The following is a 24,268-nucleotide window of genomic DNA, read 5'->3' on the forward strand; positions in this document are numbered from 1 at the left end:
CGGATCATGCCTGTCAATGCCTTCAGCGGCATGTGCGGACGGGCATCCGGGTGCTGATCACATGCGATAGGGGATGGATGGGGGCAATGGCAACAGAGGGTCTTCAGGGCGACAAAGCCGACGATGCCACGGATCGGGCCCGCCCGCTCCTGTCCCGGCCGGGTCGAGTGCATTTCCGGACCCGTTCCGTCGTATCCGGCGCCGCAACGCTCGTCGGCCGGAACCCGACCGCGGCCGTGCGAGGATCTGGGAGTCACAGAGAGACAACGGAAGGCAGACCGTGGCCGAGCAGCTGTACGCCACCCTGAAGACCAACCACGGCGACATCGTGATCCGGCTCTTCCCGGACCACGCCCCGAAGACGGTCCGCAACTTCGTCGAACTCGCCACCGGCGAGCGGGAGTGGGTCAACCCCGGGACCGGCGTGCGGTCCAGGGACAAGCTGTACGACGGCACGGTCTTCCACCGCGTGATCAGCGGTTTCATGATCCAGGGCGGCGACCCGCTCGGCAACGGGACTGGCGACCCCGGCTACCAGTTCGCGGACGAGTTCCACCCCGACCTGCGCTTCGACCGGCCCTACCTGCTGGCCATGGCGAACTCCGGCCCGGGTACCAACGGCTCGCAGTTCTTCATCACCGTCTCCCCCACGGCCTGGCTGAACCGCAAGCACACCATCTTCGGCGAGGTCACCGACCCGGCCGCCCAGAAGGTGGTGGACGCCATCGCGGCCCTGCCGACCAACCCGCGCACCGAGCGTCCCCTGAAGGACGTCGTCATCGAGTCGGTCGTCGTGGAGAGCCGCAAGGGCTGACGAGGCCGAAGAGGGAGGAGCCGCGCGAGCCGACGCGCGCGGACCCGCGGGGGCCGCACGATGCCCTCGGGGGCCGACGTCACGACCGCGGCGGACCCCCCGAACCGGACGAACCACCGGGAACCAAACGCCCTGCCCGTCCGTAAGGATGAGCAGGGCGGTTCCATTCCACCGACTCGACTCGCACGACTTCACTGGGGGAGCCCATGGACCAGGCGCCTGGCAGCCGGCAGGACGACGCGCAGAGCGGCCTGCCCGTCTGCTACCGGCACCCGGACCGGGAGACCGGCATCCGCTGCACCCGCTGCGAACGCCCGATCTGCCCCGAGTGCATGGTCAGCGCCTCCGTCGGTTTCCAGTGCCCGTCCTGCGTCCGCGAGGGCTCCGGCACCGGCCACGCGCCGGACGCGTCGATGCCGCGCACGCTCGCGGGCGGCGCGGTCACCGCCGATCCGCACCTGGTCACCAAGGTCCTCATCGGTCTCAACCTGGCGGTGTTCCTCCTCCAGCAGGCCCTCGGCGACACCTTCACCGACCGCTTCGACCTCATCGGCCGCGCGATCATGCCCGCCCTGGGGCTGGGCGAGATCCAAGGGGTGGCCGAAGGGCAGTGGTACCGGCTGCTGACCTCGATGTTCCTGCACGCCAGCTACATCCACATCCTGTCCAACATGCTCAGCCTGTGGTGGATCGGCGGCCCGCTGGAAGCGGCGCTCGGCCGTGTCCGCTTCCTGGCTCTGTACCTGGTCTCCGGTCTCGCCGGCAGCGCCCTGAGCTATCTGCTGGCCGAGCCGAACCAGGCCTCGCTCGGCGCCTCCGGCGCCATCTTCGGTCTGTTCGGCGCGCTCGCCGTGCTGGTGCGCCGGCAGCGCTACGACATGCGGCCCGTCATCGCCCTGCTGGTGATCAACCTGGTCATCACGTTCGGGTGGAGCGGCATCTCCTGGCAGGCGCACATCGGCGGTCTGGTCGCCGGTGTCCTCATCGGTATCGGCATGGTGCACGCCCCCCGGGAGCGCCGGGCCCTGGTGCAGTTCGGGACCTGTGCGCTGGTGCTGGCCGTGGTCGTGATCGTGACGCTCCTGAGGACCGTCCAGCTCACCTGAGCGCGTTGTCCACAGTCTGTGGCGAATCTTGTGCACAACGTGCGGGAACAGATGAGCCCCCTGTCACCTACCTGCGTTTATGCAGGTCAGACAGGGGGCGAACATCTTTTCGACTGAGGGTGGCCACCGGTAGTTAGGTCACACCGGCGTCAACCTTCGATGAGTTATCCACAGATCGTCTTTCTTTTCCCCATGTGGAAAACTGCTGTGGATAACTCAGGGGATAACCCTGGGCAGAGCTGCTCGGCCCAGCGCCGCCCCGGCGGCCGGAGCCGCTACTTCCACTGCGTGGAGACGCCGAACCCGGCCGCGATGAACCCGAAGCCCACGACGATGTTCCAGTTGTCCAGCTGGTCGATGGGCAGCGAGCCGTCCGTCACGTAGAAGACCACGATCCAGGCGAGCCCGATGAGGAACATCGCCAGCATCACGGGCGCGACCCAGGCACGGCTGTTCAGCTTGATGGCGGTCGCCTGCTTCGCCGGAGGCGGCGTGTAGTCGGCCTTCTTGCGGATACGTGACTTCGGCACGAGGGTCTCTCCTGTCGATGCGCTGCGTGGCCGCGCAGGTGCTGGGTCGGGCTCGGGGGCTGCGTACCAGGGGACCGAGAGGCTCCCCCGGGCGTCCGTTAGCGTAGTGCTTCTACGGCGCCGAAGGAGATAAGGGTACGTTGAGCAATTCTGCCGACTCCCCCCGCACGGGTACAACGGGTTCCGCACCGGATCCCGCCCCCGATTCCGCTCCGGAGCCCTCCCCGGCCGCCTCCCGGGCCGTCCCCGCCCCCGTTTCCGGTGATCGCCGTGGCGGTTTCCGGCCCGTGCGGGTGCTCACCGTGGGTGTCTTCGCCCTCGCCGGTCTGCTCTTCTTCACCAGCTTCACCACGGCCAAGGGCACCAACATCCGCACCGACGCCTCCTTGCTGAAGCTCTCCGACCTCATCCAGGAGCGCAGCCAGAAGAACGGCGAACTGGACGAGACGAACGGCGCCCTGCGCGACGACGTGGAGTCACTGGCCGAGGCCGACGACGGCAGCACCCGCGCCCAGGACGACAAGCTCGCCGGACTGGAGAAGAACGCCGGGACGCAGAAGGTCAAGGGCCGGGCCATCACGGTCACCCTCAACGACGCCCCGCCCGACGCCACCGCCAAGCTCCCCGGCTACCCCGAGCCCCAGCCCGACTACCTGGTCATCCACCAGCAGGACCTCCAGGCCGTGGTGAACGCGCTCTGGCAGGGCGGCGCCCAGGGCATCAAGGTCATGGACCAGCGGCTGATCTCCACGAGCGCCGTGCGCTGCGTCGGCAACACCCTGATCCTCCAGGGCCGTGTCTACTCGCCGCCGTACAAGATCCAGGCGGTCGGCGACCCGGAGAAGCTCCAGCAGGCGCTCGCGGAGGCCCCGTCGATCCAGAACTACATGGTCTACGTCAACGTCTACGGGCTCGGCTGGAAAGTCACCGAGGACGGGACGGTGACCCTGCCGGGCTACTCGGGCACAGTGGACCTGCATTACGCCAAGCCTGTGGAGTAGCGGAGAGCGGCCGCCGGGGGGCGCCTGTGTCGGTGCGGGTCGTCGTCAGGACGTTCAGCGAGCTGTGCGTCACCGTGGGCGCCGTCATCGTCCTCTTCGTCGTCTACGTGCTGTTCTGGACCGGTGTGCAGGCCGACCGCGTCATGGGCGACCAGATCGACGAACTCCACGACCGGTGGGACCGGCAGAGCGTGAGCCCCGGCACCGGCGCCGCCCCGGGCGAGAACGCCTCCGCGCCGCCGGCGCCGTACCGCAGCGGCAGGCCCTTCGCGGTGATGTACATCCCGCGCCTCGGTTCCACGTGGAACAAACCCGTGCTGGAGGGGACCGCCACCGGCACCCTCAAGAAGGGTCTCGGGCACTACGCGGGCACCGCGCGGCTCGGGCAGAGCGGGAACTTCTCCGTCGCGGGCCACCGCCGTACCTACGGCGACCCCTTCAAGGACTTTCCCGAGCTCAGGCGGGGGGACGCGGTGGTGCTGACCGACGGCACGACGTGGTTCACCTATCGAATAGACAAAGGGCCCTACAAAACCGTTCCCTCGGACGTCGAGGTGATCGACGCTGTGCCACGTAAGTCGGGGTATACGCGTCCGGGCCGGTACCTGACGTTGACCACGTGCGATCCGGAATGGGGGCACAGTCACCGGCTGATCGTCTGGGCGCACCTGGACTCCACGCAGCCCGTGGAGGCAGGCGAACCGAGGGCCCTGCGCCGTTAGTCTGGTGGCGTACGGCGTGAGTCAGGTGCCGTGATGCGACGGAAGGGACGGCATGTACGGCTGGATCTGGCGGCATCTGCCGGGAAACGCGTGGGTCAAGGCGCTGATCTCGATCATGCTGGTCGTGGCCGTGGTCTACGCGCTGTTCCAGTACGTCTTCCCTTGGGCCGAACCGCTGCTTCCCTTCAACGATGTGACGGTGGACAACCAGTGAGCGCGCGCATTCTCGTCGTCGACAACTACGACAGCTTCGTCTTCAACCTGGTCCAGTACCTGTACCAGCTGGGCGCCGAGTGCGAGGTCCTGCGCAACGACGAGGTGTCGACGGCGCACGCCCAGGACGGTTTCGACGGCGTCCTGCTCTCCCCCGGGCCCGGTACGCCCGAGGAGGCCGGCGTCTGCGTCGAGATGGTCCGGCACTGCGCGGCCACCGGCGTCCCCGTCTTCGGTGTCTGCCTGGGCATGCAGTCGATGCAGGTGGCCTACGGCGGGGTCGTGGACCGCGCGCCGGAGCTGCTGCACGGCAAGACCTCGCTGGTCGAGCACGAGGGCCGGGGCGTGTTCGCGGGTCTGCCGACCCCCTTCACGGCGACCCGCTACCACTCGCTGGCCGCCGAGCCGGCGACGGTCCCCTCCGAGCTCGAGGTCACGGCCCGCACCCACGACGGGATCATCATGGGCCTGCGTCACCGTGAACTGCCCGTCGAGGGAGTCCAGTTCCACCCGGAGTCGGTGCTGACCGAGCACGGGCACCGGATGCTGGCCAACTGGCTGACGGAGTGCGGCGACCAGGGCGCGGTGGCGAGGTCGGCGGGGCTCGCCCCGGTGGTGGGCAGGGCCACGGCGTGACCGCCCTGCGCCCGGAGCGCGAGGACTCGTACGGCACCGCGCCGTACGAGTCCTTCGGCGGTGACGCCTACGGAGTCGCCCCCCACGCGGCCGAGCCGTACCGGCCGCCGCTCGACGACGAGACGGTGGCGCTGCGCATACCGTCGCCCGACGCGTTCGCCGGGAACGGCCGCACAGCCGCCTCTGGCGCCTCCGCGGCCCCGCCTGCCCCTGGAACACCGGCCGGAGGGCGCGCGGCCCGCAGAAAGGCGGCCAAGGGCCGTCACGGCCGTCACGGCGGTCCGGGTGACCCGGGCGAGTCGTACAACGGGGCCGACGCCCCGTCACAGGGCGAGCGGCCGCTGTCCCGTGTCGAGGCGCGCCGCCGGCAGCGGGCGCGCAAGCCGAGCGCCGGGGTGGTCGTCAGCCGGGCGGTCGGCGAGGTGTTCATCACCACGGGCGTGCTGATGCTGCTGTTCGTCACCTACCAGCTGTGGTGGACGAACGTGCGGGCGCACGCGCAGGCCGACAAGGAGGCGAGCAGCCTCCAGAACGACTGGGCGAGCGGCAAGGGCGCCCCCGGTGTCTTCTCGCCGGGTCAGGGCTTCGCCCTGCTGCACATCCCCAAGCTGGACGTGGTGGTGCCGATCGCCGAGGGCGTCAGCAACAAGAAGGTGCTCGACAAGGGCATGGTCGGGCACTACGGCGAGAGCCCGCTGACGACGGCGATGCCCGACGCGAAGACCGGCAACTTCGGTCTCGCGGGGCACCGCAACACGCACGGCGAGCCGTTCCGCTACATCAACAGGCTCCAGCCGGGCGACGACATCGTGGTCGAGACGCAGGACGAGTACTTCGTCTACAAGATGGCGTCCTCGCTGCCGGTGACGGCGCCCAGCAACACGAGCGTCCTCGATCCCGTGCCGCCGGGTTCCGGCTTCACCGGGCCGGGCCGGTACATCACCCTCACCACCTGCACGCCGGAATTCACCAGCAAGTACCGCTTGATCGTCTGGGGCAAGATGGTCGAGGAACGGCCGCGCAGCAAGGGCAAGCCGGATGCGCTCGTCGAGTAGGTAACGCAGTCGAGCAAGGACAGAGGAACGTGGCAGCGACCACCGGCGACACCGGGCACGAAGAGCACGCGCGTGTGGACGCGCCCGACCCGGCGCCACGGCGTCGCGGGGGCGGGCGGATCGCGCTGGCCGTCAGTGTGTTCGGCGAGCTTCTCATCACGGCGGGCCTGGTGCTCGGTCTGTTCGTCGTCTACTCCCTGTGGTGGACCAACGTCGTGGCCGACCGGCACGCCGACCGGCAGGGCGACAAGGTGCGCGACAACTGGGCCCGGCAGGACACCGGTCCCGGGGCGCTCGACACCAAGGACGGCATCGGCTTCCTCCACGTGCCCGCGATGAGCAACGGTGAGGTGCTGGTCGAGGAGGGCACCTCGTCGAAGGTCCTCAACGAGGGTGTCGCCGGCTACTACACCGACCCGTTCAAGTCCGCCCTTCCGACGAGCGGCAAGGAGGGCAACTTCACGCTCGCCGCCCACCGCGACGGCCACGGCGCGAAGTTCCACAACATCGACAAGCTGGAGAAGGGCGACCCGATCGTCTTCGAGACGAAGGACGACTGGTACGTCTACAAGGTGTACGCGGTCCTGCCCGAGACCTCGAAGTACAACGTCGAGGTCCTCGGCAGCGTCCCGAAGGAATCCGGCAGGAAGAAGGCCGGCCACTACATCACCCTGACGACCTGCACGCCGGTGTACACGAGCCGCTACCGGTACGTTGTCTGGGGCGAGCTGGTACGCGTCGACAAGGTGGACGCGAACCGCACCCCGCCGAAGGAACTCGCCTGAGCCGTCGTTGCCGTCGCTCACGGACGTGGGCCCCACCGGAGGACGTCCGGTGGGGCCCACGTCGTTCGGGCGCTACGGCCGGTCAGCCGCCGCCGCCTCCGAAGAAGCCGCCGCCGCCGTTGTTGCCGCCGTTGTTGTCCTTGATGGCGATCAGGTTGACCGTCTGCCCCTTGTCGACCGTGCTGCCGGGGGCCGGGTCCGAGCTGATGACCTTGGCGTCGTCGTCCGAGCTGCCGGCGATGTTGCCGACGTTCAGACCCGCGTTCTGGAGCGCCTGCTTGGCGTCCTTCACGGTCATCCCCTGGAGGTTGCCCGGGACCTGGGTCTGCTCGGGCTGGCTGCTCTTGCCGATCTGGATCTGGACCGTGGAGCCCTTGTCGGCCTGGGAGCCGATCGACGGGACGGTCTGGACGACCTTGCCGACCTGGTTCTGGTCCTGCGTGTCGACCTCGACGCAGTTGCCCTTGAGGTCGTTCTGCTGCATCTGGGCCTTGGCGTCGTCACAGCTCTTGTTGGAGACGTCGGGGACGGTCGCCTTCTGCACGGCCTTGGCGACCTCGAGGGTGACCGTCGAGCCCTTCTCCAGCTCGGTGGCCGGATCGGGGTCCTGGCTGAGGACCGTGCCCGGCTCCTGGGAGGACTCCGTCTGCTTCGTCTCGACCTCGAAGCCCTTGTCCTCGAGCTGCTTGGTCGCGGCCTCGACGTCCTTGTCGATCACGTTCGGCACGGCCACCTTCGGCGCGCCGGTCGACACCACCAGGTTGACCGTGGAGTCCTTGTCGACCTTGGTGGTGGGCTTCGGGTCCTGGTCGCAGATCTTGCCCTTGGGCTGGTCCTCGCAGGGCTTCTGGGTGACCGTGCCCAGCTTGAGGTCGCTGTTGGTCAGCTGTTTCTGCGCGTCGGCCTGGACCTGGCCGATGAGGCTGGGCACCGCCACCGACTCGTTGTTCACGCCGCCGCTGAAGACCCACTTGCCGATCAGCACCGCGCCGACGAGGACCAGGACGGCGGCGACGACCAGCAGGATCGTCGAGGCGTTGGACTTCTTCTGGCGGCGCCGGTCCGGACGGTCGTCGTAGCCGTAGCCGCCGTCGTCCGGGTTCATGGGCGGCAGCATCGAGGTGGCCCCGCCGTCCGCGGAGCGCAGGGCGGTGGTGGCCTGGTCGTCGCCGTAGCCGCCGTACCCGACGGAGCCCATCGCGGCCGTGGCGCCGACCGGCTGGCCGTCGAGGCAGGCCTCGATGTCCAGGCGCATCTCGTCGGCGGACTGGTAGCGGTAGTTCGGGTCCTTGACCAGTGCCTTCAGGACGATGGCGTCCATCTCGGGGGTGATCTCGGGGTCGAAGACGCTCGGGGGCTGCGGCTCCTCGCGGACGTGCTGGTAGGCCACGGCCACCGGGGAGTCACCGACGAACGGCGGCCGCACGGTGAGCAGTTCGTAGAGCAGGCAGCCCGAGGAGTACAGGTCGGAGCGGGCGTCGACCTGCTCGCCCTTGGCCTGCTCGGGCGAGAGGTACTGGGCGGTGCCGATGACCGCGGAGGTCTGCGTCATCGTCATGCCGGAGTCGCCCATGGCGCGGGCGATGCCGAAGTCCATGACCTTGACCTGGCCGTTGCGCGTCAGCATGACGTTCGCGGGCTTGATGTCGCGGTGGACGATGCCGGCTCTGTGCGAGTACTCCAGGGCCTGGAGGATGCCGATGGTCATCTCCAGCGTCCGCTCCGGCAGCAGCTTGCGGCCGGAGTGGAGCAGCTCACGGAGGGTGGAGCCGTCGACGTACTCCATGACGATGTACGGGATCGAGACCCCGTCGATGTAGTCCTCGCCCGTGTCGTAGACCGCGACGATCGCGGGGTGGTTGAGCGAGGCGGCAGACTGGGCCTCCCGGCGGAACCGGGCCTGGAAGGAAGGGTCGCGCGCGAGGTCCGCGCGCAGCGTCTTCACCGCCACGGTGCGGCCGAGGCGGGTGTCATGCGCGAGGTAGACCTCCGCCATGCCACCACGACCGAGCACGTGGCCCAGCTCGTACCGGCCGCCGAGGCGACGCGGCTCTTCCATAGCTACCTACCAGCCCTCTCCGTCGGTCCCGACCGGCACACGTGTGCGGCCGGAGGCTGCCGTCCGGGCATACCGTACCCGGACGGCGCTGTGTGACCTGGCCAAGCCCGTCACCCGATACAGGACCGGTATCGCAACGTGCACCGATGTGTAGGCGACGTGATGGGGGTCACTTCTTGCTGTCGATGACTGCCTTCATCACGTCCCGGGCGATCGGGCCGGCCAGACCGCCGCCGGTGATGTCGCCGCGGTCGGCGGCGCCGTCCTCGACGACGACGGCGACGGCCACCGGCGCGCTGCCGTCGGACAGCTTGGCGTACGAGATGAACCAGGCGTACGGCTTCTCGCTGTTCTTGAAGCCGTGCTGGGCGGTACCGGTCTTGCCGCCGACGGTGACGCCGTCGATCTTGGCCTTGCCACCGGTGCCCTGCGGGTCGTTGACGACCGTCTCCATCATTTCCTGGAGGGCCTGCGCGGTCTTGGACGAGACGGCCTGGGACAGCTGCTGGGGCTCGGTCGTCTCCAGGGTGTCCAGGTTCGGGGCCTTGAGCTGGTCGACCATGTACGGCTTCATCAGCTTGCCGTCGTTGGCGACCGCCGAGGCGACCATGGCCATCTGGAGCGGGGTGGCCGCGTTGGAGCCCTGGCCGATGCCGTCCAGGGCGTTCTGCGGCCGGTTGTCCTCGGGGAAGGTGGACTTGGCGGCGCGCACCGGGGTGTCCAGCTCGGCCTCGTTGAAGCCGAACTTCTCCGCCTGGGCGATCATCTTCTCGTTGCCGACGTTGTCGGCCATCTTCGCGAAGACGGTGTTGCAGGACACCATGAGCGCGTAGCGCAGAGTGGCGTTCTCACAGTCACCGTGCTCGTTGGTGAGCTTGCTCGTGGACTGCGGCAGCGGGAACGGGTCGGGGGTCTGGGTCTTCTCGTCGACGCCGGACACCTCGCCGTTCTCCAGCGCGGCGGCGGCCGTGACCACCTTGAACGTGGAGCCCGGCGGGTAGGTCTCACGCAGGGCGCGGTTGAGCATCGGGTCGTCGGCGTCGTTCTTCTTCTGGACCTTGTTCCAGGCCTCGGCGTCCGCGTCGGAGGACCCGGCGAACTTCGAGGGGTCGTACGACGGTGTGGAGACCAGGGCGAGGATCTTGCCGGTGGACGGCTCGATCGCGGCGACCGCGCCCTTCTTGCTGCCGAGCCCCTGGTAGGCGGCCTTCTGCGCGGCGGCGTTGAGGGTGGTGACGACGCTGCCGCCCTCCTTCTCCTTGCCCGTGATCATGTCCAGGGTGTTGCGGAAGAAGAGCCGGTCGTCGTTGCCGCTGAGGATGCCGTCCTCGAGCTTCTCCAGCTGGTTGGCGCCGAAGGCCTGGGAGGAGTAGCCGGTGACCGGTGCCCACATCGCGCCGTTGGACCAGGTGCGCTTGAACTTGTAGTCGCCGCTGGTCTCGACCGAGCCGGTGATGGCCTTACCGTCGACGATTATGTTGCCGCGCGGGGTGGCGTAGCGGGTGATGTTGACGCGGCGGTTCTTGGTGTCGCTCGCGAGGCTGTCCGCCTTGACGTACTGGAGCCAGTTGTCGCGCAGCAGCAGAGTGAGGACCAGGAGGCCGCAGAAGATCGCGATCCGGCGCAGGGGCTTGTTCATGACGGGCGGACCACCTGGGTCATCTCGGCGTCGGGGTTGGAGGCGGGTGCGGGCGCCGGGCGGCGCGCGGTGTCGCTGATTCTGATCAGGATGCCGATGAGCGCCCAGTTGGCGATGACGGAGGAACCGCCGTACGCGAGGAAGGGCATCGTCATACCGGTGAGCGGGATGAGGCCCATCACACCGCCGGCGACGACGAACACCTGGAGGGCGAAGGCGCCCGAGAGGCCGATGGCCAGCAGCTTGCCGAAGGGGTCGCGGGCGGCCAGGGCGGTACGCACCCCGCGCTCGACGATCAGGCCGTACAGCAGCAGCAGCGCCATGATGCCGGCGAGCCCGAGCTCCTCGCCGAAGGTGGCGAGGATGAAGTCGGAGTTGGCGGCGAACTTGATCAGTTCGGAGTGGCCCTGGCCCCAGCCGGTGCCGAGGGTGCCGCCGGAGCCGAACGCCCACAGGGCCTGCATGGCCTGCTCGGAGTGGCCGATCTGGCCGGCCTGGGAGAGCTTGTACTCGTTCATCGGGTCGAGCCAGGCCTGGACGCGCTGCTGGACGTGGCTCTCGAACTGGGCGACGCCGACCGCGCCGACCGCCGACATCAGCAGACCGAAGACGATCCAGCTGGTCCGCTCGGTGGCGACGTACAGCATGATCACGAACATGCCGAAGAACAGCAGCGAAGTACCGAGGTCGGTCTCGAAGACCAGGATCAGGATCGAGATGAACCAGACGACGATGATCGGACCGAGGTCGCGGCCGCGCGGCAGGTAGAGGCCGAGGACGCGACGGCTGGCGAGAGCGAGCGCGTCGCGCTTGACCATCAGGTAGCCGGCGAAGAAGATCGCCAGCACGATCTTGGCGAACTCACCGGGCTGGATGGAGAAACCGGCGACGGAGATCCAGATCTTGGCGCCGTAGATGTTCTGGCCGAGGCCCGGGACGAGCGGCAGCAGCAGCAGGAAGATCGCGCCGACCATGGAGATGTAGGTGTAGCGCTGGAGGACGCGGTGGTCCTTCAGGAAGATCAGCACGACGATGAACAGCGCGATGCCGAGCGCGGTGTACAGCAGCTGGCGTGGCGCGGCCGTGCCGGCCTGGTGGGCCTGCTGGAGGTACTTGGACTGGTCCAGGCGCCAGATCGCGACGAGCCCGAGCCCGTTCAGCAGGGTGGCCACGGGCAGCAGCAGCGGGTCGGCGTACGGCGCGAACTTGCGCACGACGAGGTGCGCCACGCCGGCCAGCAGGCCGAGGCCCAGACCGTAGCTCAGCAGGCCCGACGGCACCTGCTCGTTGATGGCGAGGCCCACGTTGGCGTAGGCGAAGACCGGGATCACGACGGCGAACACCAGGAGCGCGAGCTCGGTGTTGCGCCGGCTCGGGGTGCCGATCGAGCCGATCGTGGACGTGTGGTGCGTCGGCGAGTTGGTAGTACTGCTCATCGTGTGACGGGGCCTCTCACGGCTTGCCTACTGCTCACCGCACCGCGAGACGACCTTCTGCTCTTCCTCCGAAAGGCTGGGGCCGGGGGTGGGAGTGGCGGTCGCGGGTACGGACGGGGACGCGGTTGCCGAGGGGCTCGGCGATGCTTTGGACGTGACCGAGGCGGGGGTGGTTCCCGTGGTGCCGCCGGCCTTGCCCGTGCCGGTCTTCGATCCGGTCTTGCTCGCCGCGGGGGTCTCGGAGAGCTTCTTGCACGCCGAGGCCTGGACGGCCAGCTCGTCGATCTTCTTCTGGGCGGCCGGCAGACCGCCCTCGGCGATCGTCGCCTCGACCAGCTTCTGCTGGTAGTCCGGGAGGTACTTGAGTTCGATCTCGGGGTGGTCCTTCTCCACCTTCGACAACGACACCCATGCCAGGTCCTGGCTGATGCCCCGGTACAGCGCGACGTGCTCGTCCTTGGAGCCGACGTAGTACTGCGTCTGCGTCCAGCGGTAGCCGCCGTAGAGGCCGCCGCCGATCACGGCGAGCGCCAGCACGCTGTAGAAGGATCTCTTCAGCCACTTGCGGCCCTTGCGCGGCTTCACGAAGTCGTCGTCCGTGTAGTCGCCGAAGCCGTCGGTGGGGATGAAGCCGGTGATGTCGCCGCCGGAGCCGGGCGGGCCGAACTCACCGCCGCCGCCGCGTCCGTGCTGCCTGCGGCCGAGGCCGGAGGCGCGGCCGGCCGGCGTCTGCATGATGTTGTTGTCGTGCAGCTGGAGCTGGTTCTCGGCGACCGCGCCGACCACGACCGGGGTGTCGGAGAGCTGTCCGGCGAGGGTGTCACCGGTGTCCAGGTCGAGGACGTCGGCGACGATCACGGTGATGTTGTCGGGGCCGCCGCCGCGCAGCGCGAGCTGGATCAGCTCCTGCACGGTCTCCTGGGGGCCCTGGTAGCTGGCGAGGGTGTCCTCGAGCGTCTGGTGCGAGACGACGCCGGACAGGCCGTCGGAGCAGATCAGGTAGCGGTCGCCGGCCCGGACCTCGCGGATCGACAGGTCGGGTTCGACGTGCTCACCGCTGCCCAACGCCCGCATCAGCAGGGACCGTTGGGGGTGGGTGGTGGCTTCTTCCTCGGTGATGCGGCCCTCGTCGACGAGGCGCTGCACCCAGGTGTGGTCCTGGGTGATCTGCGTCAGCACGCCGTCGCGCAGCAGGTAGGCGCGCGAGTCGCCGACGTGGACGAGTCCGAGGCGCTGACCGGTCCACAGCAGGGCGGTCAGGGTGGTGCCCATGCCCTCGAGCTGGGGGTCCTCCTCGACCAGGGAGCGCAGCTGGTCGTTGGCGCGCTGGACGGCGGTGCCGAGCGAGGTGAGGACGTCGGAGCCGGGCACGTCGTCGTCGAGGGCGACGATGGTGGAGATGGCCTCGGAGGAGGCGACCTCACCGGCCGCGGCGCCGCCCATGCCGTCGGCGATGGCGAGCAGGCGCGGACCGGCGTAACCGGAGTCCTCGTTGCCCTCCCGGATCATGCCCTTGTGCGATCCGGCGGCGAAGCGCAGTGACAGACTCATGCGCACCTCGCCCGTCGGCCCCGGGTACAGCCGGTCGTGTCGAGCCACACTGCCCACCCTCCGGTCGGGAGCACTCCGGGGCCATGGGTGCCGGCCGCCGCCGTGTGCTCGCTCCGCTCGCGCTCACTCATGATGCAGCACTACTTCCGAAGCTCGATGACGGTCTTGCCGATACGGATCGGCGCGCCCAACGGGATCGGTGTGGGAGTCGTCAGTCGCGATCGGTCGAGGTACGTGCCGTTCGTGGAGCCCAGGTCCTCGACGATCCACTGGCCGTCGCGGTCCGGGTAGATCCTGGCATGGCGGCTGGAGGCGTAGTCGTCGTCCAGCACGATGGTGCTGTCGTGCGCCCGGCCCAGAGTGATGGTCTGGCCCTGGAGCGCGACGGTCGTGCCGGTGAGGGTGCCCTCGGACACGACGAGCTTGGTGGGCGCGTTGCGGCGCGTGCGGCCCGCGGCGGCGGGCTGCTGACGCTGCTGCGGAGGCGCCTGCTGGCGCTGTGCCTGCTGCGCCCGCCCGGCCTCCCGGCGCGCGCCGCGCTGGGTGACGCGCGTACCGAAGAGGTCGCTGCGGATGACCTGCACGGCCACGATGACGAACAGCCACAGTACGGCCAGGAAACCCAGCCGCATGACCGTGAGGGTCAGCTCTGACATTGCCCCCGCTTCACCCTTCGGCTTGCCGGTAAATGATGGTGGTGCTGCCCACGACGATCCGCGAGCCGTCGCGGAGCGTAGCGCGGGTGGTGTGCTGCCCGTCCACCACGATGCCGTTGGTGGAGCCGAGATCCGCGATCGTCGAGGGCGAGCCGGTCCGGATCTCGCAGTGCCGACGGGACACGCCGGGGTCGTCGATCCGCACGTCGGCCTCGGTGCTGCGGCCCATCACGAGCGAGCCGCGGGAGATCTGGTGGCGGGTGCCGTTGATCTCGATCCAGTGGCGGGTGCGTGACCCCGGCTGCGGGGCGCCGACCGGACCGCCGCCGGCGGCGGGCGGGTAGCCGTAGCCTCCGGGCCGGGCGCCGGGCGGGGGCGCGGACGGCATGGGGGGAGCGCCTGCTCCGGCCCCCGGGTAGCCGGGCCGCTGCCGGCCGCCGGAGGGCGCCTGCTCCGGCGCCTGGCTGCTGGAGGAGGCGAGCGTACGGCTGCGCACCCGGTACAGGCCGGTGTCGAGGTCGTCCGCCTTCTCCAGGTTGACCTTGATCGGCCCCATGAAGGTGTAGCGCTGCTGCTTGGCGTAGTCGCGGACCATGCCGGCGAGCTCGTCGCCGAGCTGGCCGGAGTACGGGCTGAGCCGCTCGTAGTCGGGTGTGCTCAGTTCCACGATGAAGTCGTTGGGGACGACGGTCCGGTCGCGGTTCCAGATGGTCGCGTTGTTGTCGCACTCGCGCTGGAGCGCGCCGGCGATCTCCACGGGCTGGACCTCGGACTTGAAGACCTTGGCGAAGGTGCCGTTGACCAGACCCTCGAGACGCTGCTCGAACTTCTTCAGGACTCCCATGGGGCACCTCCTCCGTCGTGGCTGCTGTCCCGTGCCGTGCTGCCTACCTGGTACTGCTTACTGATCGTATCCACGCGCCGGTGAATCGGCTGGTTCCCCCTGTCGGCCCCGTCGAACGGTGTCGACACCCTCTCCCGCGCCTGTTCGCTGCCCAGGATCGTAGAGGTGGCCGAGGACCAGTGTCCCGCACCTGACTGTGGTCCTCGTCCGGCTCCGGGGGAGACGGCCGCCTTAGGTACGAGGTTGATACGTGAACCAGTCATCGCCGAGACCTTCCGGGGCCGACTACGCCCCCCACCTGCTCCCTGCCCGCCCAGAAGGGATGTGAACGCACCCTGGCCCGCGTGCTAATGTTCTGCATGTCGGAAGGCGCCAGGCCGCAAGGCCACGGACCGGAAGACACACCCAATGCGCGGGTGGCGGAATAGGCAGACGCGCTGGATTCAGGTTCCAGTGCCCGCAAGGGCGTGGGGGTTCAACTCCCCCCTCGCGCACAGCTGAAAGCCCCGCAGGTCTTTGACCTGCGGGGCTTTCGCATGTTCCGCGTCACATGTCCCGCCCTGTCCACTCTCTCTGCCCCGCCCGTCCCGCTTGTTCCCCCTGTGCCGCCTGTTCCGGCCGCGCCCTGCGCTTTCTCGCACCCTTCGCTCCCTGTCGGTCCGGGCGTACGTTTCGGGCCCGGCGAGTATCGGCCACGGTTGCTCACGGTGTGTGAGGAACGTCTCAGGGTGGCGAGCGGTGCCGCTGGGTGAGCGGGCTCACGGGGCGTCCGATTCGTCGGCCGCTGCGGAGCGAGGGCTGTCTGTGGTGTTTCACGTGAAACATGTCGGTCGCAGGGGGTTGTCCACAGGGCTGCCGCCGCGCGGTCGTCGGGCTGTACGGTCTGCACGACTTGATGTTCGGCTCGTCGAGCCGACGGACGTACGGGTGCGGGGGAGGCGGTCGTGATGACCGAGGCCGGTGGTGCGGGGACGGAGACGGGCGGGGCGCGCAGGCTTCCGCGCGTGCGTGGATTCGCCGAGTGGCCCGCCGGGGTGCCCTCCGCCGGACCGGAGGCCGGGGCGGCCCCGCTGTCCCCCAAGGAAGAGGGCAAGGCCCTGCGGGACCGGGTGCCGCGTTCGGCGCACGCCGCGTTCGCCCCGGATCCCTCCCGGCCGGACGCGGTGGCCGCGGTCGAGGAGTCCAGCCGGGGCCGCATCCCCGAGCTCACCCCGATCCGGGTCGGGCGGATGGCGGCGACGCCGTTCGCCTTCCTGCGCGGCTCGGCCGGACTCATGGCCCATGACCTGGCCCGCACCGCGATGACCGGGATCAGCGCCCAGATCTGCGGGGACGCCCACGCGGCGAACTTCGGTCTGTACGGCGACGCCCGGGGCGGTCTGGTCATCGACCTGAACGACTTCGACGAAACGGTCGAGGGGCCGTGGGAGTGGGACCTCAAGCGCCTGGCCGCCTCCTTGGTGCTGGCGGGCCGCGAGGCCGGCGCGGACGAGGACACCTGCCGCCGGGCCGCGTACGGCGCGGCGGGCTCCTACCGCCGGACCATGCGGCTCCTGGCCAAGCTCCCGGTGCTGGACGCGTGGAACGCCATCGCCGACGAGGAACTGGTCTCCCACACCGACGCGCACGACCTGCTGGGCACCCTGGAACGGGTCTCGGAGAAGGCGCGGGCCAACACCAGCGGGCGGTTCGCGGCGAAGTCGACCGAGCCGACGGAGGACGGCGGCCGGCGCTTCGTCGACGCCGCACCGGTACTGCGTCGTGTCCCGGACGCGCAGGCCCACGCGGTGGCCGCCTCGCTGGAGCACTACCTGACCACGCTGTCGGAGGACCGTCACCCCCTGCTGGCCCGCCACGCGGTCCACGACGTCGCCTTCCGGATCGTCGGCACGGGCAGCGTCGGGACGCGGTCGTACGTGGTGCTGCTGCTGGACCACCGGGGCGAACCGCTGATCCTCCAGGTCAAGGAGGCCCGCGCGTCGGCCCTGGTCCCGCATCTGGTGACGGCCGGGTTCGAGGCACCGCGGGTGGAGCACGAAGGGCGCCGGGTGGTCATCGGCCAGAAGCGCATGCAGGTCGTCAGCGACATGCTCCTCGGCTGGACGACGGTCGACGGACTCCCTTTCCAGGTACGGCAGTTCCGCAACCGCAAGGGCAGCGTCGATCCGGCCGCGCTCGCCGCCGACCAGGTCGACGACTACGGCCGGATGACCGGTGCGCTCCTCGCGCGTGCCCACTCCCACAGCGCGGACCCGCGTCTCGTCGCCGGGTACTGCGGCAAGAACGAGGAGCTCGACGAGGCGATCGCCGACTTCGCCGTCGCCTATGCCGACCGCACCGAGGCGGACCACTCGGACCTCGTGGCGGCGGTCCGGGCGGGGCGGATCGCGGCGGAGACGGGCGTCTGAGGCGCACACGGGCGTCTGAGGCGCACACGGGTGTCCGAGGCGCACGCGGGCGTACGCGGGCGCGGGCCGAGGGCCCTGAGCAGGACGGGACGGACGCGGGCGGCCCGGGGGCGGACGCCGACGGTCGGGGCGGACGTCGGCGGCCGGGGACGGGGCCTCGGGGTCGGACGGGCGGGGCCGGGGGAGGGTTGGCCTAGGCTGGGCGGGTGACGACCCCCGAAGCTGAGCAGCCCCGGCCCGAGGCGCGGCTGGAGCAGGCCGTGCGGGCCGCCGAGCAGGCGTTGATCGAGTTCGAGATCGCGGTGGAGACCTTCCGCGTCGAGACCGAGAACTTCTCGCGGCTCCACCATCAGAAACTCGGTCCGATGTACGCCCGCCTCGACGAACTGGACGCCCAGATCGCCGAGGCCAGGGCCGCCCGCACCGGTGACCCCGAGGACCTGCGCAAGGCCTCCGAGGCACGGGCCCGGGTCATGCCGATGCCGGGGGTCGAGGAACTGTTCCACGGCTGGATGGACGGCGAAGGGCTGTTCCCCGAGGCCGAGGCGATGCTCACGGACCAGCCGGTCCGGCCCCCGCAGCGGGTGCGGCCCAGCGAGGAGGCCCGCAAGCTGTACCGCGAGCTGGCCCGCAAGGCGCACCCGGACCTGGCGCAGGAGGAGGACGAGCGGGCCCGGCGCGAGGAGTTCATCACCCGGGTCAACGCGGCCTACGCCCGCGGCGAGGAGGCGCTGCTGCGCGAGCTCGCCGAGGAGTGGGCGGCCGGTCCGGCGCCCGCCGAGCGCAGCCCGAGCCCGAGCGAGGAGCTCTACGCCCGGCTCGAGTGGCTGGCCCAGCGCAAGGAGATGCTGGCGCTGGTCGCCCGTGAGCTGGAGGAGAGCGCGATCGGCTCCATGCTCAGGATGGCCCCGGACGACCCCGACCGGCTCCTGGACGAGATCGCCGACAAGCTGCTCGCCGATGTCGCCGCCCGCGAGGCGGAGCTCGCCGAACTGACCGGCTAGGTCCGGCCCGCGCCGGCCGGTGCCTCCCGGCGCGTGGCGTTGCGTCTTGGTGAGTCTCGGCGTGCGGCGGCGTGCGGCGGTGCGTTTCGGTGCGTGCCGGTCGGCGGCGGAACGGTGTCCGCCCTCGGTCGCGGGCCCCGGCGGCGGCCCAGTGGCCCGACGGTGGCCCGATGGCGGCCCGCGGTGGCCCGATGGCGGCCCGGGGCGGTCCGCCGGGCGGGCCGATGCGGAGCAGTGGTCGGCGGGCAGGCCCGACCGGCTGCCCGGTCGGGTAGCGTCGGGGCATGAGTTTCGGAGCTGGTGTGCCCACGGTCGCGGTCGGCGATCTCAAGGACGACGACTTCCTGCTGGACGTCCGTGAGGACGACGAGTGGCAGGCGGGTCACGCCGCGGGGGCGCTGCACATCCCGATCAGCGAGTTCGTCGGCCGCTACGGCGAGCTCACCGAGGCGGCCCCGCAGGACGGACGCGTCCACGTGATCTGCCGCTCCGGCGGCCGTTCGGCGCAGGTCACGATGTATCTGGTCCAGCAGGGCATCGACGCGGTGAACGTCGACGGCGGCATGCAGATCTGGGCCGCCGCGGGGCGCCCGGTCGTCACGGACCAGGGAACCCCGGGCTCCGTCCTGTAGAGCCCCGGGATCAGCCGAGGGCGTGGGCGGCCAGGAGGTCGCCCAGGGCTTCCTCATGGGCCGCGGCCGGGCCGAGCGACAGCTCCAGGTGCTTGGCCCAGGCGTGGTACCGGTGCAGGGGGTAGTCGACGTCGGCGCCGAAGCCCCCGTGCAGGTGCTGTGCGGTCTGGACGACCCGGCGTACGCCTTCCGACGCCCAGATCTTGGCCACGGCGATGTCCGCGGAGGCCGGCAGCGCGCCCGGCGCCCCGGAGGCGATCCGCCACGCGGCCTGCCACAGGGTGACCTCCATCGCGCGCAGATCGATGTAGCGGTCCGCGGCCTGCACGGCGACCGCCTGGAAACTGGCGATCGGGTGCCCGAACTGCTCGCGCTTGCCCGCGTAGTCGCCGGTCATGGCGAGTACGCGCTCGCCCAGCCCGAGCGCCTGCGCGCAGGTACCGGTGGTCAGCAGGGCGCGCAGCCACTCCCAGGCGCCCTCGGCGGTGACGACGTCCCGGGCGGCGATCCTCGCCGACTCGAGGCGCAGTTCGCCGAGCCGCTCGCCGGAGGTGGAGACCTGCTCGGCGAGCACCACGCCCTCGTGTGCGCGGGGTACGACGGCGAGGACGCTCTGTCCTTCCCCGGTGTGCGCCGGTACGACGAGGTGGTCCGCGTCGAAGGCCCACGGCACCATCGTCTGCACGCCGTCCAGCACCCAGTGGCCGCCGTCCTGGGCGTTCTTGCCGTTCTGGCCGTGGTGCCGTGCCGTGACGGCGAGTTCGGCCGGGTCGTGGCCGGTGAGGCCGTTCGCGGCGACGGTGAGGACCAGCTCGCCACGGCCGGCCCGGGCCGGGAGCGACGACCTCAACTCCGGCCCGCCGTAGGCCTGGAGGGTGGCCAGGGCCGCGCTGTTCTCCAGCAGGGGCACCCGGGCCAGCACCTTCGCCGACTCGCGCAGCACCAGACAGAGCGCGACCGCGTCGAGGCCGGCGCCGCCGGACTCCTCGTCCAGCAGCAGGCCCAGCAGGTCCGCCGCGGCGAGGCGGTCCCACAGCGCGCGGTCGAAGCCCTCGGCCACGGCGCCCCGGGTGACCGCCGGGCTCGGCACGGCGTCGGGGGCGACCCCGGCGAACACCCCGCGGGCCGCCTCGGCCGCGGCCTGCTGCTCCTCGGTGAAGGTGAAGTCCACGGCCTGTCCTCCCGACGGGTCAGCTGATCTGACGGAGCGTCAAGATAGAACAGGTTCTAGAAGAAGGGAACGGTCGGTCGCCGTCCCGGTACGCGCGAACCGCTTGGCTCACCGGTCGAAGTCGACCTCCACCGCCTCGGTCAGCGGATGGGACTGGCAGGCCAGCACGTATCCGGACTCCGTCTCCTCCGGCTCCAGGGCGAAGTTGCGGTCCATGCGCACCTCGCCGGAGACCAGGAAGGCCCGGCAGGTGCCGCACACCCCGCCCTTGCAGGCGTAGGGCGCGTCGGGCCGGTTGCGCAGGACCGTCTCCAGGACCGACTCCCCGTCCTGGACGGGCCAGCTGCCGCCGCGGCCGTCGAGCCGGGCGGTCACGGTGCTGTGGGCGGGCGCCGCCGTGCGCACCGGGGGCGCCGAGATCTCGACGTGGAAGATCTCCTCGTGGATCCGGGAGCGCGGGACCCCGATCTCGCGCAGGGCCTGCTCGGCGCCCTGGACGAGTCCGAGTGGCCCGCACAGGAACCATCCGGCCACCTCCCGCACCGGCAGCAGCGAGGGCAGCAGCGCGGTTAGCCGCTCCCGGTCCAGCCGTCCGGACGGCAGGCCGGCCTGCTGCTCCTCGCGGGAGAGCACGGTGACCAGCTGGAGCCGTTCGGGGTAGCGGTCCTTGAGGTCGGCGACCTCCTCCAGGAACATCGTCGAGGCGGCCGTCCGGTCGCTGCGCACCAGGCAGAACCGGGCCGTCGGCTCGCGGGCCAGCAGGGTCGAGACGATCGACAGCACCGGGGTGATCCCGCTGCCGCCGACGACCGCCGCGTACAGGCCGGGCGCGGGGGCGAGGGTGAACCGGCCCGCGGGGGTCATCACGTCCAGCTCGTCGCCGACCGAGATCTCCTTCAGGGCGTAGGTCGAGAAGGCGCCGCCCTCGACCAGCCGCACCCCCACCCGCAGGGTGCTCGGCCCCTCGCCGCCCGGGTCGGGCGCGGCCGAGCAGATCGAGTACGTGCGCCGTACCTCGGTGCCGTCGGCCAGGCGCCGCAGGGCGAGGTGCTGTCCGGGCGCGTGCCGGTACTCCTCGCGCAGTGCGGGGGGCACGGCGAGGGTGAGGGTGACGGAGTCGTCGGTGAGGTGGTCCACCGCGGCCACCTGGAGCGGGTGGAAGCGGGCCATCACAGCTCCTTGAAGTGGTCGAAGGGTTCACGGCAGGCGAGGCAGCGGCGGAGCGCCTTGCAGGCGGTGGAGGAGAACCGGCTGAGCAGCTCGGTGTCGGCACTGCCGCAGTGCGGGCAGCGGACCGGCTCCGGGTCCGACGCCCCGGCGGCGGTGGGCGTCGTGCCGAGCGTGCGGGTGGGGCCCAGGGAGACGCCGACAGGGCCGTCCGCCCCACGCGCCCGGGGCGGCGCGATGCCGAACTCCCGTAGCTTGCGCCTTCCTTCGGCGGAGATGTCGTCGGTGGACCAGGCGGGCAGCAGCACGGTGCGCACGGTGACCTCACGGACCCCGTGCTCGTGCAGCGCGCGTTCGATGTCGAGGGACATCGCCTCCACCGCGGGGCAGCCGGTGTAGGTGGGGGTCAGGTCGACCTCGACGGTGTCCGCGTCCCGGACGTGCACCGCGCGCAGCACGCCGAGTTCGCGCAGGGTGAGCACGGGCAGTTCGGGGTCGAGTACCGAGCCGGCGACCGCCAGGAGCTCCGCCTCCAGCGCGGTGGGCGTCACCATGACGCGCCCGGGTGGCTGCGGTGCAGGTGCTGCATCTCGGCGAGCATCCGGCCGAAGGACTCGGTGTGCAGGCCCTCGCGGCCCGCGCCGGCGCGCCAGGCTCCGGAGCGCGCCCCCTCGGGGACGGCCAGACCGGCCCGGTCCAGCACAGCGCGCACCGACTCCAGCCAGGCCGGTTCCAGGTCCGCCGGGTCGAGGCCGAGGCCGGCCAGGGGACGGAACATCTCGCCGGTGAAGCGCCACAGTGCCGTGCAGGCCCGCTGCATGCGCTCGTGGCTCTCGTCGGTCCCGTCGCCGAGCCGCAGCGTCCACTGTTCGGCGTGGTCGCGGTGGTAGGCGACCTCCTTGACGGCCTTCGCCGCCAGTCCCGCGAACGGGCCGTCCACGGTGGCCAGTCGTGCGTACAGCAGGTGCTGGTAGGTCGAGAAGTACAGCTGCCGGGCGATGGTGTGGGCGAAGTCGCCGTTGGGCTGCTCGACCAGCTGGAGGTTGCGGAAGGAGCGCTCCTCGCGCAGGTAGGCCAGCTCGTCCTCGTCGCCGGCCATCGACAGCAGGATGCGGGCCTGGCCGAGCAGGTCGAGGGCGATGTTGGCGAGGGCGACCTCCTCCTCCAGCACCGGCGCGTGGCCCATCCACTCCCCCAGGCGGTGGGAGAGCACCAGGGCGTCGTCGCCGAGGGCGAGGGCTGCGGCGTTCGTGTCCGTCCGCGTGGTGGTGGTCACAGGTGCTTCACCCCTTCCGGGATCTCGTAGAAGGTCGGGTGCCGGTACGGCTTGTCGGCGGACGGTTCGAAGAACGGGTCCTTCTCGTCCGGCGAGGAGGCCGTGATCGAGGCGGACGGCACCACCCAGATCGACACGCCCTCGCCGCGCCGCGTGTACAGGTCGCGCGCGTTGCGCAGGGCGAACTCGGCGTCCGGCGCGTGCAGGCTGCCGGCGTGGGTGTGGGAGAGGCCGCGCCGGGAGCGCACGAAGACCTCCCACAGGGGCCAGTCGGTGTTCGTCATGCCTGCTCCGTCTCCGTGCGCGAGGTGTGCTTGGCCGCGTGGGCGGCGGCCGCCTCTCGTACCCATGCGCCCTCGTCGTGGGCGCGCCTTCGCTGTGTGATCCGCTGTTCGTTGCAGGGGCCGTTGCCCTTGAGGACCTCCTTGAACTCGGTCCAGTCGATGGGGCCGAAGTCGTGGTGTCCCGACTCCTCGTTCCACTTCAGGTCCGGGTCGGGAAGCGTGAGGCCGACCGACGCCGCCTGGGGGACGCAGATGTCGACGAAGCGCCGGCGCAGTTCGTCGTTGGAGTGGCGCTTGATCTTCCAGGTCATGGACTGTGCCGAGTGGGCGGACTCGTCGTCGGGCGGGCCGAACATCATCAGGGAGGGCCACCACCAGCGGTCCACCGCGTCCTGCGCCATCGCGTGCTGTTCGGGGGTGCCCCGGCTGAGGGCCAGCAGCAGTTCGTACCCCTGGCGCTGGTGGAAGGACTCCTCCTTGCAGACGCGGACCATCGCGCGGGCGTAGGGCCCGTAGGAGCAACGGCACAGGGGGACCTGGTTGGTGATCGCCGCGCCGTCCACGAGCCAGCCGATCGCGCCGACGTCCGCCCAGGTGAGCGTGGGGTAGTTGAAGATCGAGGAGTACTTCTGGCGGCCGGTGTGGAGCTTGTCGAGCAGCTCCTCGCGGCTGACGCCGAGGGTCTCGGCCGCGCTGTAGAGGTAGAGCCCGTGGCCCGCCTCGTCCTGGACCTTGGCCATGAGGATGGCCTTGCGGCGCAGGGACGGTGCGCGGGTGATCCAGTTGGCCTCCGGCTGCATGCCGATGATCTCGGAGTGGGCGTGCTGGGCGATCTGGCGCACCAGGGTCGCGCGGTAGGCGTCGGGCATCCAGTCGCGTGGCTCGATGCGTTCGTCCGCGGCCACCGTGGCGTCGAAGGCGCGCTGGTGCGCCTCGTCGCCGCCGCCGTCGTCCTGGGCGGTGTGCGGCTGTGTGCGGGCCGTCCGGTGCGCGGCTGCTGTCGCCATGCGGTCCCCCTTGACCTCGGGCCCGGCTGGTGCCGTGGCCTCGGCTCTGCCCGAGCCTTCTCCCGACCGATCGTTCGGTCCGTGCGATTCCATGGTGGGACGGCCGTCGTAAGGTGTCAACCGCTGTGGATAACCTGCGGGCACCCCCTGTGGACAACCTGCCCCGGCCTTTCCCGGCGCGGGCCCCGTGGGAAGGGGGCTGCGCCGAACGGGTGAGGCTGAGTACCGTTCGCGATTGCGCGACGCAGCGCGAGGACGACCGGCATCGGGGA

The 24,268-nt window shown here is 70.6% G+C and carries 24 protein-coding genes and 1 tRNA gene; 12 read left to right on the forward strand and 13 right to left on the reverse strand.

The genetic code is table 11. From position 1 onward, the window contains the following. Positions 1-280 precede the first annotated feature (280 nt). Both Saso_RS18790 and Saso_RS18795 read left to right on the forward strand, forming a co-directional pair. Positions 281-814: a peptidylprolyl isomerase gene (locus Saso_RS18790; protein WP_189923628.1), complete on the forward strand. Its 534-nt coding sequence runs from the start codon at positions 281-283 to the stop codon at positions 812-814. 206 nt (positions 815-1,020) lie between these two features. Further along, on the forward strand, positions 1,021-1,920 hold the full coding sequence (locus tag Saso_RS18795) for a rhomboid family intramembrane serine protease (RefSeq protein WP_189923626.1): 900 nt from the start codon (positions 1,021-1,023) through the stop codon (positions 1,918-1,920). 275 nt (positions 1,921-2,195) lie between these two features. On the opposite strand, the gene crgA is transcribed toward Saso_RS18795, so the two are convergent. Then, on the reverse strand, positions 2,196-2,450 hold the full coding sequence (gene crgA, locus Saso_RS18800; RefSeq protein ID WP_069769324.1) for a cell division protein CrgA: 255 nt from the start codon (positions 2,448-2,450) through the stop codon (positions 2,196-2,198). A 140-nt stretch (positions 2,451-2,590) separates the two neighbouring features. Here crgA and Saso_RS18805 point away from each other — a divergent pair, with 140 nt between their 5' ends. From Saso_RS18805 to Saso_RS18830, 6 genes are read left to right on the forward strand one after another with little or no spacing between them, the layout of a single operon-like run. Further along, positions 2,591-3,451, forward strand: coding sequence for a DUF881 domain-containing protein (locus tag Saso_RS18805; RefSeq protein WP_189923624.1), 861 nt, complete (start codon positions 2,591-2,593; stop codon positions 3,449-3,451). A 32-nt stretch (positions 3,452-3,483) separates the two neighbouring features. Next, positions 3,484-4,173, forward strand: coding sequence for a class E sortase (locus tag Saso_RS18810; protein WP_189923973.1), 690 nt, complete (start codon positions 3,484-3,486; stop codon positions 4,171-4,173). A 52-nt stretch (positions 4,174-4,225) separates the two neighbouring features. Next, complete coding sequence (locus tag Saso_RS18815; protein ID WP_020130626.1) at positions 4,226-4,387, forward strand: hypothetical protein; 162 nt, start codon at positions 4,226-4,228, stop codon at positions 4,385-4,387. After that, complete coding sequence (locus Saso_RS18820; protein ID WP_189923622.1) at positions 4,384-5,022, forward strand: aminodeoxychorismate/anthranilate synthase component II; 639 nt, start codon at positions 4,384-4,386, stop codon at positions 5,020-5,022. The genes Saso_RS18815 and Saso_RS18820 overlap by 4 nt, the downstream gene beginning before the upstream one ends. Next, entirely contained in the window at positions 5,019-6,077 is a 1,059-nt protein-coding gene (locus tag Saso_RS18825) for a class E sortase (RefSeq protein WP_189923620.1), read from the forward strand. The genes Saso_RS18820 and Saso_RS18825 overlap by 4 nt, the downstream gene beginning before the upstream one ends. Before the next feature lie 29 nt (positions 6,078-6,106). Continuing rightward, on the forward strand, positions 6,107-6,862 hold the full coding sequence (locus Saso_RS18830) for a class E sortase (protein ID WP_189923618.1): 756 nt from the start codon (positions 6,107-6,109) through the stop codon (positions 6,860-6,862). Between the two features lie 82 nt (positions 6,863-6,944). Here the strand turns inward: Saso_RS18830 and pknB are convergent, their stop codons facing one another. The 6 genes from pknB to Saso_RS18860 form a co-directional block, all read right to left on the reverse strand. Next, positions 6,945-8,921 carry a Stk1 family PASTA domain-containing Ser/Thr kinase gene (pknB, locus tag Saso_RS18835; protein ID WP_189923616.1) on the reverse strand — a complete coding sequence of 659 codons (1,977 nt, stop codon included), beginning with the start codon at positions 8,919-8,921 and terminating at the stop codon, positions 6,945-6,947. 169 nt (positions 8,922-9,090) lie between these two features. Beyond that, a complete protein-coding gene (locus tag Saso_RS18840) occupies positions 9,091-10,560 on the reverse strand; it encodes a peptidoglycan D,D-transpeptidase FtsI family protein (RefSeq protein ID WP_189923614.1) in 1,470 nt (489 codons plus the stop codon). Continuing rightward, the gene (locus Saso_RS18845; RefSeq protein WP_189923612.1) at positions 10,557-11,996 is read right to left on the reverse strand and encodes an FtsW/RodA/SpoVE family cell cycle protein; all 1,440 of its coding nucleotides are present in this window, start codon (positions 11,994-11,996) and stop codon (positions 10,557-10,559) included. Before Saso_RS18845 ends, Saso_RS18840 begins: the two co-directional genes overlap by 4 nt. A gap of 27 nt (positions 11,997-12,023) precedes the next feature. After that, positions 12,024-13,595 carry a Stp1/IreP family PP2C-type Ser/Thr phosphatase gene (locus tag Saso_RS18850; protein WP_229901349.1) on the reverse strand — a complete coding sequence of 524 codons (1,572 nt, stop codon included), beginning with the start codon at positions 13,593-13,595 and terminating at the stop codon, positions 12,024-12,026. Positions 13,596-13,687: 92 nt separating this feature from the next. Then, complete coding sequence (locus tag Saso_RS18855; protein WP_189923610.1) at positions 13,688-14,203, reverse strand: FHA domain-containing protein FhaB/FipA; 516 nt, start codon at positions 14,201-14,203, stop codon at positions 13,688-13,690. 10 nt (positions 14,204-14,213) lie between these two features. Continuing rightward, on the reverse strand, positions 14,214-15,047 hold the full coding sequence (locus Saso_RS18860; RefSeq protein WP_189923608.1) for an FhaA domain-containing protein: 834 nt from the start codon (positions 15,045-15,047) through the stop codon (positions 14,214-14,216). A gap of 410 nt (positions 15,048-15,457) precedes the next feature. Here Saso_RS18860 and Saso_RS18865 point away from each other — a divergent pair. The 4 genes from Saso_RS18865 (at position 15,458) to Saso_RS18880 (ending at position 19,091) form a co-directional block, all read left to right on the forward strand. Further along, positions 15,458-15,541, forward strand: a tRNA-Leu gene (locus tag Saso_RS18865). 453 nt (positions 15,542-15,994) lie between these two features. Beyond that, complete coding sequence (locus Saso_RS18870; protein WP_189923607.1) at positions 15,995-17,455, forward strand: DUF2252 domain-containing protein; 1,461 nt, start codon at positions 15,995-15,997, stop codon at positions 17,453-17,455. Positions 17,456-17,661: 206 nt separating this feature from the next. Then, positions 17,662-18,459, forward strand: a complete 798-nt coding sequence (locus Saso_RS18875) for a hypothetical protein (RefSeq protein ID WP_189923605.1) — start codon at positions 17,662-17,664, stop codon at positions 18,457-18,459. 302 nt (positions 18,460-18,761) lie between these two features. After that, the gene (locus Saso_RS18880) at positions 18,762-19,091 is read left to right on the forward strand and encodes a rhodanese-like domain-containing protein (RefSeq protein ID WP_189923969.1); all 330 of its coding nucleotides are present in this window, start codon (positions 18,762-18,764) and stop codon (positions 19,089-19,091) included. Positions 19,092-19,101: 10 nt separating this feature from the next. Here Saso_RS18880 and Saso_RS18885 read toward each other — a convergent pair whose 3' ends face one another. The 6 genes from Saso_RS18885 to paaA all read right to left on the reverse strand — a co-directional run bounded on the left by Saso_RS18885 (position 19,102) and on the right by paaA (position 23,996). Then, entirely contained in the window at positions 19,102-20,262 is a 1,161-nt protein-coding gene (locus Saso_RS18885) for an acyl-CoA dehydrogenase family protein (protein ID WP_189923603.1), read from the reverse strand. A gap of 108 nt (positions 20,263-20,370) precedes the next feature. Continuing rightward, a complete protein-coding gene (locus Saso_RS18890) occupies positions 20,371-21,432 on the reverse strand; it encodes a 2Fe-2S iron-sulfur cluster-binding protein (RefSeq protein WP_189923601.1) in 1,062 nt (353 codons plus the stop codon). Further along, positions 21,432-21,983, reverse strand: coding sequence for a 1,2-phenylacetyl-CoA epoxidase subunit PaaD (paaD, locus tag Saso_RS18895; RefSeq protein WP_189923599.1), 552 nt, complete (start codon positions 21,981-21,983; stop codon positions 21,432-21,434). The genes Saso_RS18890 and paaD overlap by 1 nt, the downstream gene beginning before the upstream one ends. Continuing rightward, positions 21,977-22,705 (reverse strand): 1,2-phenylacetyl-CoA epoxidase subunit PaaC, encoded by a 729-nt coding sequence (gene paaC, locus Saso_RS18900; RefSeq protein ID WP_189923597.1) that lies wholly within the window; start codon positions 22,703-22,705, stop codon positions 21,977-21,979. Before paaC ends, paaD begins: the two co-directional genes overlap by 7 nt. Then, a complete protein-coding gene (gene paaB / locus Saso_RS18905) occupies positions 22,702-22,989 on the reverse strand; it encodes a 1,2-phenylacetyl-CoA epoxidase subunit PaaB (RefSeq protein ID WP_189923595.1) in 288 nt (95 codons plus the stop codon). Before paaB ends, paaC begins: the two co-directional genes overlap by 4 nt. Then, positions 22,986-23,996 (reverse strand): 1,2-phenylacetyl-CoA epoxidase subunit PaaA, encoded by a 1,011-nt coding sequence (paaA, locus tag Saso_RS18910; protein ID WP_189923593.1) that lies wholly within the window; start codon positions 23,994-23,996, stop codon positions 22,986-22,988. Before paaA ends, paaB begins: the two co-directional genes overlap by 4 nt. Positions 23,997-24,268: the final 272 nt, after the last annotated feature.

Source organism: Streptomyces asoensis (assembly GCF_016860545.1).
Taxonomy (GTDB): Bacteria; Actinomycetota; Actinomycetes; order Streptomycetales; family Streptomycetaceae; genus Streptomyces; species Streptomyces asoensis.

Coding starts and splice junctions, on each gene's coding strand:
- Saso_RS18795 (WP_189923626.1), top strand. CDS start 1,021: ATGGACCAGGCGCCTGGCAGCCGGCAGGACGACGCGCAGAGCGGCCTG.
- Saso_RS18815 (WP_020130626.1), top strand. CDS start 4,226: ATGTACGGCTGGATCTGGCGGCATCTGCCGGGAAACGCGTGGGTCAAG.
- pknB (WP_189923616.1), bottom strand. CDS start 8,921: ATGGAAGAGCCGCGTCGCCTCGGCGGCCGGTACGAGCTGGGCCACGTG.
- Saso_RS18840 (WP_189923614.1), bottom strand. CDS start 10,560: ATGAACAAGCCCCTGCGCCGGATCGCGATCTTCTGCGGCCTCCTGGTC.
- Saso_RS18845 (WP_189923612.1), bottom strand. CDS start 11,996: ATGAGCAGTACTACCAACTCGCCGACGCACCACACGTCCACGATCGGC.
- Saso_RS18855 (WP_189923610.1), bottom strand. CDS start 14,203: ATGTCAGAGCTGACCCTCACGGTCATGCGGCTGGGTTTCCTGGCCGTA.
- Saso_RS18860 (WP_189923608.1), bottom strand. CDS start 15,047: ATGGGAGTCCTGAAGAAGTTCGAGCAGCGTCTCGAGGGTCTGGTCAAC.
- Saso_RS18870 (WP_189923607.1), top strand. CDS start 15,995: ATGACCGAGGCCGGTGGTGCGGGGACGGAGACGGGCGGGGCGCGCAGG.
- Saso_RS18890 (WP_189923601.1), bottom strand. CDS start 21,432: ATGGCCCGCTTCCACCCGCTCCAGGTGGCCGCGGTGGACCACCTCACC.
- paaD (WP_189923599.1), bottom strand. CDS start 21,983: ATGGTGACGCCCACCGCGCTGGAGGCGGAGCTCCTGGCGGTCGCCGGC.
- paaB (WP_189923595.1), bottom strand. CDS start 22,989: ATGACGAACACCGACTGGCCCCTGTGGGAGGTCTTCGTGCGCTCCCGG.
- paaA (WP_189923593.1), bottom strand. CDS start 23,996: ATGGCGACAGCAGCCGCGCACCGGACGGCCCGCACACAGCCGCACACC.